This is a genomic window from Bradyrhizobium sp. MI1.10, assembly GCF_055811035.1.
Map to the genome: position 1 here is coordinate 142,358 of NZ_JBVVPN010000002.1, position 14,101 is coordinate 156,458.

13 protein-coding genes and 2 tRNA genes are annotated in these 14,101 nt (G+C 65.1%); 4 read left to right on the forward strand and 11 right to left on the reverse strand.

Annotated elements, in window-relative coordinates; translation table 11 throughout:
• Nucleotides 1-2: 2 nt before the first annotated feature.
• Nucleotides 3-79: transfer RNA gene (locus tag AC0L3K_RS02795), tRNA-Val, on the reverse strand.
• Between the two features lie 128 nt (nucleotides 80-207).
• On the opposite strand from AC0L3K_RS02795, the gene AC0L3K_RS02800 reads away from it, so the two are divergent.
• Nucleotides 208-1,068 carry a class I SAM-dependent methyltransferase gene (locus tag AC0L3K_RS02800; protein WP_219682227.1) on the forward strand — a complete coding sequence of 287 codons (861 nt, stop codon included), beginning with the start codon at nucleotides 208-210 and terminating at the stop codon, nucleotides 1,066-1,068.
• A 230-nt stretch (nucleotides 1,069-1,298) separates the two neighbouring features.
• On the opposite strand, the gene AC0L3K_RS02805 is transcribed toward AC0L3K_RS02800, so the two are convergent.
• The 6 genes from AC0L3K_RS02805 to AC0L3K_RS02830 all read right to left on the reverse strand — a co-directional run bounded on the left by AC0L3K_RS02805 (nucleotide 1,299) and on the right by AC0L3K_RS02830 (nucleotide 8,486).
• Entirely contained in the window at nucleotides 1,299-2,261 is a 963-nt protein-coding gene (locus AC0L3K_RS02805) for a cation diffusion facilitator family transporter (protein ID WP_219682226.1), read from the reverse strand.
• 2 nt (nucleotides 2,262-2,263) lie between these two features.
• A complete protein-coding gene (locus AC0L3K_RS02810; RefSeq protein WP_219682225.1) occupies nucleotides 2,264-5,482 on the reverse strand; it encodes an efflux RND transporter permease subunit in 3,219 nt (1,072 codons plus the stop codon).
• Nucleotides 5,475-6,452 carry a divalent metal ion exporter adaptor subunit IhpB gene (gene ihpB / locus AC0L3K_RS02815; RefSeq protein ID WP_219682224.1) on the reverse strand — a complete coding sequence of 326 codons (978 nt, stop codon included), beginning with the start codon at nucleotides 6,450-6,452 and terminating at the stop codon, nucleotides 5,475-5,477. Before ihpB ends, AC0L3K_RS02810 begins: the two co-directional genes overlap by 8 nt.
• Nucleotides 6,449-7,723, reverse strand: coding sequence for a divalent metal ion exporter subunit IhpA (gene ihpA / locus AC0L3K_RS02820; RefSeq protein WP_219682223.1), 1,275 nt, complete (start codon nucleotides 7,721-7,723; stop codon nucleotides 6,449-6,451). Before ihpA ends, ihpB begins: the two co-directional genes overlap by 4 nt.
• Before the next feature lie 55 nt (nucleotides 7,724-7,778).
• On the reverse strand, nucleotides 7,779-8,141 hold the full coding sequence (locus tag AC0L3K_RS02825) for a hypothetical protein (RefSeq protein ID WP_219682222.1): 363 nt from the start codon (nucleotides 8,139-8,141) through the stop codon (nucleotides 7,779-7,781).
• A 120-nt stretch (nucleotides 8,142-8,261) separates the two neighbouring features.
• On the reverse strand, nucleotides 8,262-8,486 hold the full coding sequence (locus tag AC0L3K_RS02830) for a protein-tyrosine phosphatase family protein (protein WP_219682221.1): 225 nt from the start codon (nucleotides 8,484-8,486) through the stop codon (nucleotides 8,262-8,264).
• Between the two features lie 352 nt (nucleotides 8,487-8,838).
• Between AC0L3K_RS02830 and AC0L3K_RS02835 the strand changes: the two genes are divergently transcribed.
• Entirely contained in the window at nucleotides 8,839-9,732 is an 894-nt protein-coding gene (locus tag AC0L3K_RS02835; RefSeq protein WP_007603523.1) for a hypothetical protein, read from the forward strand.
• 22 nt (nucleotides 9,733-9,754) lie between these two features.
• Here the strand turns inward: AC0L3K_RS02835 and AC0L3K_RS02840 are convergent, their stop codons facing one another.
• The 3 genes from AC0L3K_RS02840 to AC0L3K_RS02850 form a co-directional block, all read right to left on the reverse strand.
• Nucleotides 9,755-10,570 carry an alpha/beta fold hydrolase gene (locus tag AC0L3K_RS02840; protein ID WP_219682220.1) on the reverse strand — a complete coding sequence of 272 codons (816 nt, stop codon included), beginning with the start codon at nucleotides 10,568-10,570 and terminating at the stop codon, nucleotides 9,755-9,757.
• 84 nt (nucleotides 10,571-10,654) lie between these two features.
• Nucleotides 10,655-11,905, reverse strand: coding sequence for a peptidase T (gene pepT, locus AC0L3K_RS02845; protein ID WP_219682219.1), 1,251 nt, complete (start codon nucleotides 11,903-11,905; stop codon nucleotides 10,655-10,657).
• 102 nt (nucleotides 11,906-12,007) lie between these two features.
• On the reverse strand, nucleotides 12,008-12,337 hold the full coding sequence (locus AC0L3K_RS02850) for an HU family DNA-binding protein (protein ID WP_007603525.1): 330 nt from the start codon (nucleotides 12,335-12,337) through the stop codon (nucleotides 12,008-12,010).
• A 234-nt stretch (nucleotides 12,338-12,571) separates the two neighbouring features.
• Here AC0L3K_RS02850 and AC0L3K_RS02855 point away from each other — a divergent pair.
• Both AC0L3K_RS02855 and AC0L3K_RS02860 read left to right on the forward strand, forming a co-directional pair.
• A tRNA-Asp gene (locus tag AC0L3K_RS02855) sits at nucleotides 12,572-12,648 on the forward strand.
• A gap of 201 nt (nucleotides 12,649-12,849) precedes the next feature.
• Complete coding sequence (locus tag AC0L3K_RS02860) at nucleotides 12,850-13,683, forward strand: FkbM family methyltransferase (protein ID WP_219682218.1); 834 nt, start codon at nucleotides 12,850-12,852, stop codon at nucleotides 13,681-13,683.
• Nucleotides 13,684-13,774: 91 nt separating this feature from the next.
• Here AC0L3K_RS02860 and AC0L3K_RS02865 read toward each other — a convergent pair whose 3' ends face one another.
• Nucleotides 13,775-13,978 (reverse strand): hypothetical protein, encoded by a 204-nt coding sequence (locus tag AC0L3K_RS02865; protein WP_026232877.1) that lies wholly within the window; start codon nucleotides 13,976-13,978, stop codon nucleotides 13,775-13,777.
• Between the last annotated feature and the right edge of the window lie 123 nt (nucleotides 13,979-14,101).

Below are 14,101 nucleotides of genomic sequence, written 5' to 3' on the forward strand. Positions count from 1 at the left end.
GCTGGTGGGCGGTCACGGATTCGAACCGCGGACCCTCTCGGTGTAAACGAGATGCTCTAACCAGCTGAGCTAACCGCCCCACGGCGCCTCTTTAGCGCCCCCTCGGGTGTTGGAGCAAGAGGCGGCCGCACCGCAAACCGTGCTCATTTGAACCGCTTGATGACCTTCCGGCGTGGTATCACGACCGACAAAACGACAGAGGCCCCAATGGAACAGCCGAGCGGACACGAGCAGAACGCCGACCAGATCGCCTACTGGAATGGCCCCAGCGGGCAGCGCTGGGCCGATCGCCATGCGGCGCAGGAGAGCCTGCTCGGCCCCATTGCCGACGTGCTGATCGCCCGCGCCAGGCCGAAGCCGGGCGAGCGCGTCCTCGATGTCGGTTGCGGCTCCGGCGCGACGACGTTCGCGTTCGCGAAAGCGGTGACCCCGAATGGTTTCGCGCTTGGGCTCGACGTCTCCGAGCCGATGCTGTCGCAGGCGCGTGCGTTTGCGCCAAAGGGCTTGCCGCTCGATTTCGTGCTGGCGGATGCGACGGTGCATGCATTCGAGCCGGCGAGCTTTGACCTACTGGCCTCGCGGTTCGGCGTGATGTTCTTCGCCGATCCCATCGCATCTTTCACCAACCTCCGCCGTGCGCTGAAGCCGACGGGGCGATTGGCGTTTGCCTGCTGGCGCGAGCCGAAGGAAAATCCGTGGATGATGGCGCCGTTGATGGCGGTCTACAAACATGTGCCCAAGATGCCGCCGGTCGGGCCGGACGAGCCGGGCCCGTTCGCCTTTGCCTCCGAAGAGCGCGTGACGCGCATCCTGAAGGGCGCGGGCTTCGTCGACGTCGCCATGGAGCCGCACAATCTCGCGATGGATGTCGCGATCGGTGGCGGGCTGGATGCCGCGGTCGAGGGCTCGCTCCAGATCGGCCCCGCCAGCCGCGCGCTGCAGGGCCATCCTCCGGAGACATATGCCGCGGCAAAAGCCTCGATCCGCGAGATGCTCGCGCCGTTCCTGAAGGGGCAGAGCGTGGCGCTTCAGGGCGCGATCTGGATCGTGACGGCGAAGGCGGCGTAGGCGTCACTGTCTAGGCGTAGCCGTCGCCAAACACTCGGCGTCGTCCCGGCCTAGTGCGCAATTGCGCACGGGGGCCGGGACCCATAGCCCCAGGGACAAGTGCGGCGCGAGTCTGATAACCACGAGTCTTCGTTAAACTACTTCCTGTGGTTATGGGTCCCGGATCAGCGCTCCGCTTTGCTGCGCTTGTCCGGGACGACACCGGAGATCGGAGCTGCCACGCAGCCGCCTCACACCACATCATCCGGCGCCAGCGCGCAGCCGTTGTCGGGATGCGTCTCGACCTGAAGGGTGGTATGGCCGATGCGGTGAGAGCGCTTCAGCATCCGCGCGGTCTCCATCAGGAAGGCATCGCCGGCGCCGGTGGGCATGACGAGGTGGCAGGTCAGAGCCGTCTCGGTGGTCGAGATCGGCCAGACGTGGAGATCGTGGATCGCAGTGACGCCGGGCCTCCCCAGCAGAAGGATCTTGATCGCGGCAATGTCGGTGCCCCTGGGCGCGGCTGCCATCGACATGTCGATGGAGCCGCGAAGCAGGCTGGTGGTGCTCCAGAGGATGGTGGCGCAGATGACGAGGCTGGTGACGGGATCGAGCCAGAGCCAGCCGGTCCAGATGATCAGCGCCGCCGAGATGACGACGCCGAGCGAGACCGCGGCGTCGGCCGCCATGTGCAGATAGGCGCCTTCGATGTTGATGTCGTCCTTGCGGCCGCGCGCGAACAGCATGGCGGTAAAACCGTTGATGAGGATGCCGATGCCGGCGACGACCATCACGGTGATGCCGGCGACCGGCTCCGGCTCACGCAGGCGCAAAAATGCTTCCCAGCCGATCGCGCCGGTCGCGACCAGCAGGAACACCGCGTTCGCCAGCGCCGCCAGGATGGTGGAGGCACGAAGGCCGTAGGTGAAGCGGCCGCTGGGCGCGCGCCGCGCCGCGATCGATGCGCACCAGGCCACGACCAGGCCGAGCACGTCGCTAAGATTATGGCCGGCGTCCGCAAGCAGGGCGGTGGAGTTGCCGATATAGCCGTAGACGGCCTCGGCCACGACCAGCGCGGTGTTGAGCGAGATGCCGATCGCGAAAGCCTTGCCGAAGCTGGCGGGCGCATGGACATGGGTGTGGCCACCATGATCGTGATCATGGCCGTGGCTATGGTCATGGTGATGACCGCCGTGATGGTCGTGGCTTCCCAATTCTAGCGCTCCTCGGAAGCTGCCAAATCAGGCGCCATTGTAGGCGTTTCGGCAGCCCCGTCACGGCGGAACAGCACATAGAGCGCCGGTAGTACCAGCAGTGTCAGCACGGTCGCGGAGATGATGCCGCCGATCACCACGGTCGCAAGTGGCCGCTGCACCTCGGCCCCGGCCCCGGTGGCAAGGGCCATCGGCACGAAGCCGAGCGACGCCACCAGCGCCGTCATCAGCACCGGACGCAGGCGTGTCAGCGCGCCCTCGCGCACCGCGTCAACAACGGGGTGCCCCTCGCTGCGCAGCCGCTCGATGAAGGCGATGATCACGAGGCCGTTGAGCACGGCCACGCCCGACAGCGCGATGAAACCGACGCCAGCGCTGATGGATAGGGGAATGCCGCGCAGCAGCAGCGCCATGACGCCGCCCGTCAGCGCCAGCGGCACGCCGGAGAAAACGAGCGCCGCATCCGCCGCCGATCCCATGCCCATGAACAGCAGCAAAAACACCAGCAGCAGCGCCACCGGCACCACCAGCGTAAGCCGCTTGGTGGCGGAGACCAATTGCTCGAACTGTCCGCCCCAGCCGATCCAGTAGCCCGGCGGCAGTTTGACCTTCTCCGCGACGGCCGCCTCGGCCTCGGTGACGAAGGAGCCGAGGTCGCGCGCGCGGACATTGGCGGTGACGACGATGCGCCGCTTGCCGTTCTCGCGGCTGATCTGGTTCGGGCCGGGCGTCGCATCGACGGTTGCGACCGACGACAGCGGCACATAGCGCATCTGGGCGAGGGGGGAGCCGGGCAGTGCCGTCCGGATCGGCGCGCCGATTGTTGCCTCCTCACCCGGTGGCAGCGGGATCGGGATCGCCCTGATGGCTTCGAGATTGCCGCGCAGATGTTCCGGCAGGCGCACGACGATGTCGAAGCGGCGGTCGCCCTCGAACAGCTTGCCGGCGGACTTGCCGCCGACCGCGATCTCGACGATGCCCTGCACCTCGCTGATGCTGAGCCCGTACCGGGCGAGTGCCTGGCGGTCGAGACGAACCGTGAGGATCGGCAGGCCCGAGACCTGCTCGATCTTGACGTCGCTGGCGCCGCGAATACGGCGGATCGCGGCCTCCACCTGTTTTGCCGCGCCTTGCAGGATGTCGAGGTCGTCGCCGAAGATCTTGACGCCGACGTCGCTGCGCACGCCGGAGATCAGCTCGTTGACACGGAATTGGATCGGCTGGGAGATTTCATAGGCGCTGCCGGGGATGTCGTCGGCGGCACGGTCGATGGCCTCGATCACCTCGGCTTTGGGCCTGCCGGGGTCGGGCCATTCGGCGCGCGGCTTCAGCATGATGTAGCCGTCGGTCTGTGCCGGCGACATCGGGTCGGTCGCGATCTCCGCGGTGCCGATGCGGGTGAAGAACTCCTTCACCTCCGGAATCTGCTTGATGCGTTTTTCCAGCGCCTTTTGCAGGTCCAGCGACTGGGTCAGGCTGGTTCCGGGAATCCGGATCGAGGCCAGTGCGACGTCGCCTTCGTCCAGGCTCGGAATGAACTCACCGCCCATGCGCGCGGCGGCAACGCAGCTTGCGACCACGATGATGGCGGCCATGATTGCGACGCTGAGGCGATGGTCGATCGCCAGCCGGAGCAGGGGGAGATAGGCGCGCTTCGCCAGCCGCATGAACAGGTTTTCGTGTTCCGACACCTTGCCGGTGACGAAGATGGCAACCGCGGCCGGCACGAAGGTGATGGAGAACAGCACCGCGGCGCCCAGCGCCATCAGCACCGTCAGCGCCATCGGGGTGAACATCTTGCCTTCGACGCCGGTCAGCGTCAGCACCGGCAGGTAGACCACCGCGATGATCAGCGTACCGAACAGGCTCGGCTTGATCACCTCGCTCGAACCGCGCCGGATCGCACGCAGCCGTTCGGAGGTCGTGAGCAGGCCGCCTTTCTCGCGCTGAGCCTCGGCCAGCATGCGCAGGCAGTTCTCCACGATGATCACGGCGCCGTCGACGATGATGCCGAAATCGATCGCGCCCAGACTCATCAGGTTCGCACTGACCCTGGTCTCGACCATGCCGGTGACCGTCATGGCCATTGACAGCGGAATGACGCAGGCCACTACCAGCGCTGCGCGGATGTTGCCGAGGATCAGGAACAGCACGGCCACGACCAGGGCCGCGCCTTCCACCAAATTGTTCTCGACGGTGCGGATGGTGGCTTCGACCAGATCAGTGCGGTCGTAGACGGTCCGCGTCACGACGCCGTCGGGCAGCGATTTGGCGATCTCCTCGAGCCGGGCCGCGACACGGCGCGCCACGGTGCGGCTGTTTTCGCCGATCAACAGCATGGCGGTGCCGAGCACGGTTTCCTCGCCATCGCGCGTTGCGGCCCCCGTGCGCAAATCGCGGCCTTCGGTGACGGTCGCGATGTCCCTGATCCTGACGGGATTGCCGCCGCGCGAGCCGATGACGATGTCCCTGATTTCGCCGACATTGCCGACCTGGCCCGGCGAGCGAACCAGATATTGCTCGCCGTTGCGCTCGATATAACCGGCGCCGACGTTGGCATTATTTGCGGCGAGCGCCGTCATGACGTCGCGGAAGCCAAGCCGGTAGGCCATCAGCTTGCCGGGATCGGGGAGCACGTGGAATTGCCGCTCGAAGCCGCCGATGGTGTTGACCTCGATCACCCCCGGCACGTTGCGAAGCTGCGGCTTGATGATCCAGTCCTGCACGGTGCGCAAATCGGTCAGCGAATAGTCGTGGCCGCCTTGCGTCTTCGCGCCCGCCTTGGCCTCGACGGTGTACATGAAGATTTCGCCGAGCCCGGTCGAGACCGGTCCCATCGCGACCTCGACGCCGGCCGGAAGCTGGTCCTTTACCTGCTGGATCCGTTCGCCGACGAGCTGGCGGGCAAAATAGATGTCGGTGCCGTCCTTGAAGACGACCGTCACCTGGCTCAGGCCGTAGCGCGAGAGCGAGCGGGTGTAGTCGAGCTTGGGCAGCCCGCCCATCGCGGTCTCGACGGGGAAGGTGATGCGCTGCTCGGTTTCCAGCGGCGAATAGCCGGGGGCACGGGTGTTGATCTGGACCTGAACGTTGGTGATGTCAGGAACGGCGTCGATCGGCAGGCGCTGGAAATTCCAGGCGCCGAAAGCGACGACGCCGAATGCGAGCAAGAGGACCAGCCAGCGCTGCTGCAGCGAGACCGCGATGAGGCGCTCAATCATGCTCGGCCTCGCCCTTGCCCATCTCCGCCTTCACGACGAAGCTGTTTTCCGCGACGTAATGCTCGCCGGCCGATAGTCCGGCCCTGATCTCGACATGGCGGGAATCGGAATCGCCAAGCTCCACGGGGCGCGCCTCGATCTTGTCGCCGTCCTCGCGGACGAACACGATGGTCCTATTCTCCAGCGTCTGGATCGCGCTTTTGCGCACGGCGACCGCGACGTCGCGCGCGGCGAGGATCAGCCGTGCCGTGACGAACAGGCCGGGACGCAAGCGCCCGTCGGGATTTGGCAGCACCACGCGCGCCAGCGCGGTCTGGGTGTCGCTCGAGCCGATCGGGGCCATGTAGGAGATGGTGCCCTTGATCTCGCCGCGGCCGTCGTCGGGATCGATCAGCACCTCGTCGTTGAGGCGGACGCGCCGCAGGTCCTGCCGGTAGATCGACAGGTCGACCCAGATGGTCGAGAGATCGGCGACGACGAAAGCCGGCTTCTGCTCGGAGGCGTATTCGCCGAGCGAGATCTGCCGCTCGATGATGGTGCCGGCAAGCGGCGCCTTGAGCTCGTAGACGGTGAGGCTCTGGTTGCTCTCGATCGCGGCGAGCAGATCGTCCTTGCCGACCTTGTCGCCGATGCGCTTCTGGATCGATTTGGCGACGCCGGGAAAGCGCGGCGTCACCTGCACCACGGCTTCCTGGTTGGCGCGCAGGATGCCGTTGAAGGCGAGCGTGTCGGTCAGCGTGACGCTCGCGGCTTCCGCCAACGTTACGCCGGCGGCTGCGAGCTTGATGTCGGAGATGCGGATCCGGTCGGCGCCGTGCTCGTCCTGCTCGACATGGTCGTTCGGCTTGTCCGGCTTCTTGTCTGCGGCGTGTTCGGCATGCTCGACCCTTGTTGGGGCCAGCAGGGAATAGCCATAAGCGCCGAGCGCGGCGGTAACGAATGCGACGAGGATGGTGGAGGACGTCTTCATCGTGCGCTCTCCCGCGCCAGCGTGAAGGGATTGCCGACGAGGCCTTCGATGGTCGCCACCCCCGCGTGGAAATTCTGCAGCGCCTCCTGCTCGCGCAGCCGCGCCTGGGTGACGCTGGCCTGCGCATCGAGCACTTCGAGCAGGCTGAAGCGGCCCTGGCCGTAGCCTTGGGCGATGGCGTCCGAGGCTTCGGTGGCCTTGGGAATGGCGCTCTCGCGCAGCACCGCGAGCTCGCGCAGCGAGCCCTGGAGCGAGTCGTAGGCGCGGCCCGCGACCACGATCAGCGTGTTGCGGTTGGCCTCGCGCTCGGCCTTGGTCTTGGCAAGGCTTTCCTGCGCCGAAAGGATATTGCCCTGGTTCTGGTCGAACACGGGGATCGGCACCGAGACGGTGAGGCGCGCCGCGTCGTCATTGGTCTCGTTGAAATGGCGCCAGCCGGCGGCGATCCGCACGTCGGGATAGGGCCGCAGCCGCGCCAGCAACAGCTCGGCATTGCGCTGGGCATAGATCGCGGTCCAGCGCACCAGCTGCGGATTGGCATCGATCGCGGCGACGACGGACTGGAATGTCGGCGGCCGTCCCATCGTGTCGAGCCGTCCGGAGACCTCGCCGAATTTCGGTGCCGCGTCGCCCATCAGTACCGCCAGCTCGCGCCGGGCGCTGGCCAGCGTCGCCTTGAAGCGCTCGCGGTCGGCCCTCACCAGGGCGGATGCCACTTCCGCACGGCCGGTCTCGGCCGGCGAGGAGGCGCCGGCCTCGACGCGGCGGCGCAAGAGCGGCGTCAGCCGATCGATGGCGGTGATCTGCTCGTCGAGGATCTGGATGCGCCGCTGCGCGCCGAGTACGCTAAGGAAGGCAATCGCGGTCTCCGACAGCACCTCCAGCCTGACGGCCTTGCGCTGGATCGCGGCCACCTCGATGCCGGCGACACCCGCCGCAATCCGCGCGTCGCGTTTGCCGAACAGCTCGAAGGCCTGGCTGATCTGAAGCGTGGTCTCCGCCGATCGCGTGCCGCGATAGATGCCGGACCCGAACGAATTGTCCTGTTCGTAGCTCAGCTCCGGATTGAGGAGCGCACCGGCCTGGATGCGCTGGCCCGTGGCGATGCCGACATCGCGCTCCGCCGCGGTCAGTCGCGGGCTCGTGGCCAGCGCGCGCGAGAGTGCGCTCCGCATCGTCAGAGTCTGGGCGTGAGACGGCGCAAGCGCCAATCCGACAATCAGACACGCTACCGCGCACGCCAGGCGCGCGGCCATTCCCCTGTAAAACATGAAACCGACCTGTGAAGGATGAACCTCATGGGCGCGGAGCGCCCGACCAATCCATTCAGGTCATATGTTTGGGAGGCGGGGAGTCGGTGTCGGGAACAATTCCGGCGAGCCGGGGTGCGCGTTGTGGGCGCGATACGGACACGAGCCCGATCGATGCGGCCGGTGGCGCCGGCTGCGCCACCGTCACCGAGAAGCAGCCATGGCAATGATGTCCGCCGATGGCCTTGTGGTCGTTGTGATCTGCGGAGCCGTCAAGGACCGCGCTGATCTCCGAGCCGCCACCGGGCGTGGTGACGTCGATGTCGTGCAGGCCATGCAGCGCTCCCGCGAGCAGGTAGACAACCGCGATCAGCACAGACAGCAGCCCGCGCCAGTTGCGCGGCCGGCATGATCCTGAGGGCTGGCGGTTCGCGAGCACGATTTCACTCTGGTTGCGGTCTGCGTCCGGCCTAGCATGGGGGCGGGAACAGTGTCGACCCGCAACATTGTTACGTCCCTGGAACAATTGCCGCAGCGGTCGCGAAGACGGCAGCTCTTCTCATTGGCGCGTGATCAAGCTGAGCTGAGCATCGGCTGACGCTCCGCCTGCCACGTTCGGCACATCGCCGGCTTCGACCGTGACGACGGCGCGACAGCCGGCTTCCATGGCGCGTTCCAGCCATTTGATGGCTTCGTCGATCCACTGGTCGTGGTGCTCGGGATCGGCGATTGCCTTTTCCCGGAATGCATCTGCCTGATGAAGGCACGCGGTTCTGCGATCCACGCGGCTCTCCCAATCCAGAGGTTCCGCCCCGATCGCATCCTTGATGATCGGAGAGCCGGCGTCGTTAACATAGGACAGGAACCGCCGCCCAAAAACAAAGCCCCAGCCGGGACCGACCGGCTGGGGCTTTCGTGCTCACAAACTTCATCCTTGGGACTTGGACAAATAATCCGCATCGCGCCGGTTCGTTCCCGCAGGCTCGGTCCAATTTGGAACCTTCCTTATTCGTTGTGATTAGCGACGAGGAGACATTGAGGAGGACGGACCATGGACGGATTGATTTATCTCATCGGCTTGATCGTCGTGATCATGGCGATCCTGTCGTTCTTCGGCCTGCGTTGAGAGGGCGGTGATGACGATGGAAACTCTCATACGGGAAGACATCATGGAAGGCGGCGGCGTCGCTGCCGATGACCGGCGCACCATCCAGTGGAGCTCGGTCATCGCAGGCGCTTTGGCTGCCGGCGCAATGTCGTTCATCCTGGTCGGCTTTGGAGTCGCCGTCGGCCTGGGCGTCAGTTCAGCCTCGCCGACATGGCGCGATGCATCGGCGGCGCTTGCGCTGCTGTCCGGCTTCTATTTGATCATCCAGGCGATTATCAGCTTCGGCTTTGGCGGCTATGTCGCCGGCCGTACAGCAAGACCAGCGCCGGCGATTGCGACGATCGAAGACGATGGCGAACGACGGGATGGCGTGCATGGGCTGATGTCCTGGGCGCTTGCCGTGCTGCTTGGTGCCGCTCTGCTCGCGATGCTCGGCGCAGCAGCGATTGACCGCTCGCCGATGCGCAGTTCGGCCAGCAATACCTCCGCCGCCGAGCCCTTGTTGAGTTACGAGCTGGATAAGCTGTTTCGCGTAGCGCGGCGGCCCCCCAACACCGACCTCAGGGAACCTCGTGCCGAAGCAGGACGCATCCTGATGACGTCATCGAGCCACAGCGGCGTCAGCACCGATGATCGGGCCTACCTCGTGCAGCAGGTGGCCGCGCTGACGGGACTCGCGGCACCCGACTCGGAACGACGGGTCGACGCCGTGATCGCGGATTCAAGGACGGCGATCAATCGGGCGCGGCGTAACTCCATCATCGTCGCCTTCTCCGTTGCGGCAGCAACCCTGATCGGCGCTGCGGTGGCCTGGGCTGCGGCGGTGGCCGGCGGTCGCCATCGCGACGGCGAGCCGCTGCCGAACTGGATGGCAAGCTCGAACCGCTTCCATCGCAATCCGCGCGCGATGCCGGTGCCGTAAGCGGATCGGGCGTTGTTGCTGTCTACCTGTCGGTCCCGGCGCGCCGGCGGATAAACTCGGCAATGAGAGTTGTGATTTCCGCCGGGCGCTCCAGGTTAGGGAGATGTGCCACGCCCGGCATTTCGTGGCTCTCTGCGTCTGGGACTGACGCGACGACTTGGCGACAGCGTTCCTGGACGTAGGGGAAATCCAGGTCGCCCCATACAACCAGGGTTGGTACCGCGATTTCATGAAGCCGGTGGAAGAAGGGGCGAATGTCGACCTCCGATCCGAATGGCGGGCACCGGAGCGCTATGCCGTTCATATCAAGGAGCAAATCGCGAGCGGCACCGACTACGCGGCCTTCGGGCGCCAGCGGTCCATCAAGCCAGAGGCGCGCCTTCATGGCGTTCAACCGACCGAGATCGCCGGATGCCTCGGCCTGCCTCGATTGGATTATCAGCGTCTCGATGTCAGGGGTGTAGACCGGATCGGCTGCGCCTGCGACATTCGGCGCGATCAGAACGAGGGCCCGAACACGCGACGGATGCCGGAGGGCGGCGTCGAGCGCGATGCGGCCGCCGAGGGAGCAGCCAACGAGGATTGCGGGCTGGTCGTCTGCGGTAGCCTCCAGCACCGCGACCAGGTCTGCGAGTGCGGAAAAGTCCTCCGGCTCGGCGCGAGTTTCGCCGAACCCCCGTCGATCATACGCGACCGTCTTGTGAGTGGCGCTCATTCCATTCAATTGGGCGCGCCACATGCGACGGTCGCACACGTTGGCATGAAGAAAGACCGTCGCAGTGCCGCTGCCTGCAACCTCGGTTGCAAGCCTGGCGCGACCAGACACAATGTGTTGCATCGATTGCATGTCCAAGACCGACGACGGGTCGCGCCCAACCGATAGCCGGGAGCGATCCCGGCCATGGTGCTTTGACGAGAGGCGCTAGGCCTTCTCCTCCCAGATCATGGCGAGGTGGACGATCGTCTGCACCGCCTTCTCCATGTCCTGCCGGCTGACCCATTCGAGCCGGGAGTGAAATGCGTGCTCGCCGGCGAAGATGTTGGGGCAGGGCAGGCCCATGAAGGAGAGGCGGGAGCCGTCGGTGCCGCCGCGGATCGCGGTGCGCATCGGGCGCAGGCCGGCGCGGCGGATCGCTTCGATGGCGTATTCGAGAATGTGCGGGTGGCGATCGATCACCTGCTTCATGTTGCGGTACTGCTCCCGCACTTCGAATGTGTAGGTCGAGCGCGGAAAATCCTTCATCACGTCCTTGACGATGTTCTCGAGCAGGATCTCCTTCTCCTTCAGCCCTTCCTCGGTGAAGTCGCGCACGATGAAGGAGAGCGTCGCCTGCTCCAGCGCACCCTCGATGCCGATCGGATGCAGAAAGCCCTGCTTGCCTGATGTCGTCTCGGGCGAGCAGCCTTCCCGGGGCAGGCGCTCGACGATGGCGGCGGCGATCTTGATGGCATGCTCCATCTTGCCCTTGGCGTAGCCGGGGTGGGCACTGACGCCGTTGATGGTGATGGTGGCACCGTCCGCCGAGAAGGTCTCGTCCTCGACGCTGCCCGCACTCTCGCCGTCCATGGTGTAGCCGAACTCGGCGCCCAGCTTCTTGATGTCGACATTGTCGACGCCGCGGCCGATCTCCTCGTCAGGCGTGAACAGGATCTTGATGGTGCCGTGCTTCACTTGCGGGTTGTTGATGAAGAAATGCGCGGCATCCATGATCTCGGCGACGCCGGCCTTGTTGTCGGCGCCGAGCAGCGTGGTGCCGTCGGTGGTGATGATGTCGTTGCCGATCTGGTTCTTCAGCGCCGGATGCTCGGCGAAGCGGATCACCTGGCTGGTGTCGCCTGGGAGGGTGATATCGCCGCCGCGATAGTTCTTCACCATTTGCGGTTTGACGTCCTTGCCGGTGACGTCGGGCGAGGTGTCCATGTGCGAGCAGAAGCAGATCACCGGCACCTTCTTGGGTGTGTTGCCCGGGATCGTTCCGTAGACGTAGCCGTAATCGTCGAGATGAGCGTCCTCGACGCCCATTTCCCTGAGCTCGGCGGCGAGCACACGGCCGAGATCCTTCTGTTTCTCCGTCGAGGGCGAGCTCGGGGATTCCGGATCGGACTGGGTGTCGATGGTGACGTAGCGCAGGAAGCGCTCGGTCACGGTGTGCGAAAAGGTGAGGGAGGACATTTCTGGTCAAACCGCCGAGTGAGGTGAGAGAGGCGGTATACCAGAAAACTGGGCCGCGTTGCGGCCGGAGCAAGCCGATCAGGCTTAACGAAACGTGAGTGGTCAGATCGCCTCTTTCAGCTCCTTGACCGGGCGGAAGGCGACCTTCTTGCTGGCCTTGATGTGGATGGGCTCGCCCGTGGCGGGATTACGGCCGGTGCGGGCGGCGCGCTTGCGCACCTGCAGGATTCCAAGCCCGACGATCCGGACGCGGTCGCCCTTCTTCAGATGCTTGGTGATGAGGTCGACCATGTCGGTCAGAACGGCCTCGGCGCGCTTCTTCGACAGGTCCTGGCTCTCCGCAATGTCGGCGGCGAGGTGCTTGAGCGTGATGGTGGCGGGAGCGGCTGCCTTCTTCGCCGAATCCTTCTTGGCCGAGTCTTTCTTAGCCATGTCTGGCCTCCTCGATTCCTGCCGGTGGTCGGGATGACGGCTCCCAAACCCCGCAAGTTCCCGGAGGGGTAGACGATTCGGGGCTGGACTGACACGTCAGGCCCGCGGGCGAGGGTCACGTTCGTGCGCGCTCTCAGCGGAAAACCGATCGTTCCGGCTGTGGATGCAACATCCTTGACTTCAACAGGTCCGGCCTTTAAGTCCCCCCTCGTTCCGCAGACATTTGCGTGTCACGCGGGAGTAGCTCAGTTGGTTAGAGCGCCGGCCTGTCACGCCGGAGGTCGCGGGTTCGAGCCCCGTCTCTCGCGCCATTTTTGGCAATCCTTTCATACCCTTACCTTCAAATCCTGATCTCGCTTCGATCCCGGGTCCGGCGCGCCCCGACTTCCGCGTGCTTTTTGGTCTTTGACCCACGCAAAATCTCTCGCCCGCGCCACGGCCGTCAGGCGCCGGATTGATCGCGCCGTCGATCGCATGGTACCGCTCAATCCGGGATTGTTCGGATCGATTTGATGCAGGCAGCCGATTTCAGCGCGACGTTGCAGAATTTGTTCGCGAAGGGCGTGCGCTACGGCACCGTCATCGATCTGGGCTGCGCCGATGGGCACTTCGTGCTCAACCATCAGTCGTGCCTCGGCGGTGCGGTGCCACTGAACGTCGATGCTAACAGGATCTACGAGGACTCCCTCAAGGCGATCAAGGAGGTGCTTGGCGGGCACTATCGCATTTGCGCCATCACCGACCACGAGGGCGAGATCGAGATCACGGAATCGGTGCATCCCTACTGGTCATCGCTGCGCCCCGCCGGCGACGTCTACTGGTCGCGGGTCAACGACCTCTCCACCAGCAAGGTGAAAGTGCCGGCGACGACGCTTGATGCGCTGGTCGAGGAGCTGTCGCTCAAGCCGCCGTTCCTGCTCAAGCTCGATGTGCAGGGCGCGGAACAGGCCGCACTGAAGGGCGCGCGGTACGTGCTCGAGAATTGCAGCGTTGTCGTCTGCGAGACTGACGTTGACGACTTCCAGGACATCAACGCGATGCTGCTGGACGCAGGTTTCTTCCTCTACGATTTGACGACGCTGCAGCGCCTGCGCGACGGAACGCTCGGCTGGTTCTACCCGGTCTATGTCAGCGGCAAGCTCGCCCATCTGAAGCCGCAGGCGTTCTGGGACGCCGGCGACAATGCTGCCGTGATCGGCGTGCAGGAGACGCGCCGCAAGATGATCCTGGAGCAGAACAGGAAGGCCCTCAACCGGCTGCGTTATGGGCAGAGCGGTGTCGGCCGCAATGATCCCTGTCCCTGCGGTTCAGGCGACAAATTCAAGCACTGCTGCGGCAGCTATTGACCCGATCCATATCGGAGCATCACCCCATCGCCTGAATCAAAGAGGCCGCCCGAAGGCGGCCGTTCGGTATCAAACCGGACCTTTTTGATCCTCAGCGGATCTCCGACGTCCCGGCGCTGGTCACCACGACCGGCTTGCCGGCCTTGATCACGTGGGCGGATTGGGCGGTCTGGCTGTAATCGGCATTGGTGCGGGCTGCGATCCCGAAGCCGGCCACCGTGATGCCGGCCACCAGCGCCACCACCACGATCTTCAGGTGGGTCGCACGATCAGCAGAGTGAATGGAGTGGTTCATCTGAGCCTCCCGACGGGCTTTGCCGCCGTCTATGGCTCTTCTTGTAAGGACCGTCTGTTTCCGGATGGTTTCGCGGGTTCCGCAAAATGGTTTCATGAATACGCCCGGTTGGTTTCGCCGGGC

Coding starts and splice junctions, on each gene's coding strand:
- AC0L3K_RS02800 (WP_219682227.1), top strand. CDS start 208: ATGGAACAGCCGAGCGGACACGAGCAGAACGCCGACCAGATCGCCTAC.
- AC0L3K_RS02810 (WP_219682225.1), bottom strand. CDS start 5,482: ATGATTGAGCGCCTCATCGCGGTCTCGCTGCAGCAGCGCTGGCTGGTC.
- ihpB (WP_219682224.1), bottom strand. CDS start 6,452: ATGAAGACGTCCTCCACCATCCTCGTCGCATTCGTTACCGCCGCGCTC.
- ihpA (WP_219682223.1), bottom strand. CDS start 7,723: ATGTTTTACAGGGGAATGGCCGCGCGCCTGGCGTGCGCGGTAGCGTGT.
- AC0L3K_RS02835 (WP_007603523.1), top strand. CDS start 8,839: ATGACGATGGAAACTCTCATACGGGAAGACATCATGGAAGGCGGCGGC.
- AC0L3K_RS02840 (WP_219682220.1), bottom strand. CDS start 10,570: ATGCAACACATTGTGTCTGGTCGCGCCAGGCTTGCAACCGAGGTTGCA.
- pepT (WP_219682219.1), bottom strand. CDS start 11,905: ATGTCCTCCCTCACCTTTTCGCACACCGTGACCGAGCGCTTCCTGCGC.
- AC0L3K_RS02850 (WP_007603525.1), bottom strand. CDS start 12,337: ATGGCTAAGAAAGACTCGGCCAAGAAGGATTCGGCGAAGAAGGCAGCC.
- AC0L3K_RS02860 (WP_219682218.1), top strand. CDS start 12,850: ATGCAGGCAGCCGATTTCAGCGCGACGTTGCAGAATTTGTTCGCGAAG.
- AC0L3K_RS02865 (WP_026232877.1), bottom strand. CDS start 13,978: ATGAACCACTCCATTCACTCTGCTGATCGTGCGACCCACCTGAAGATC.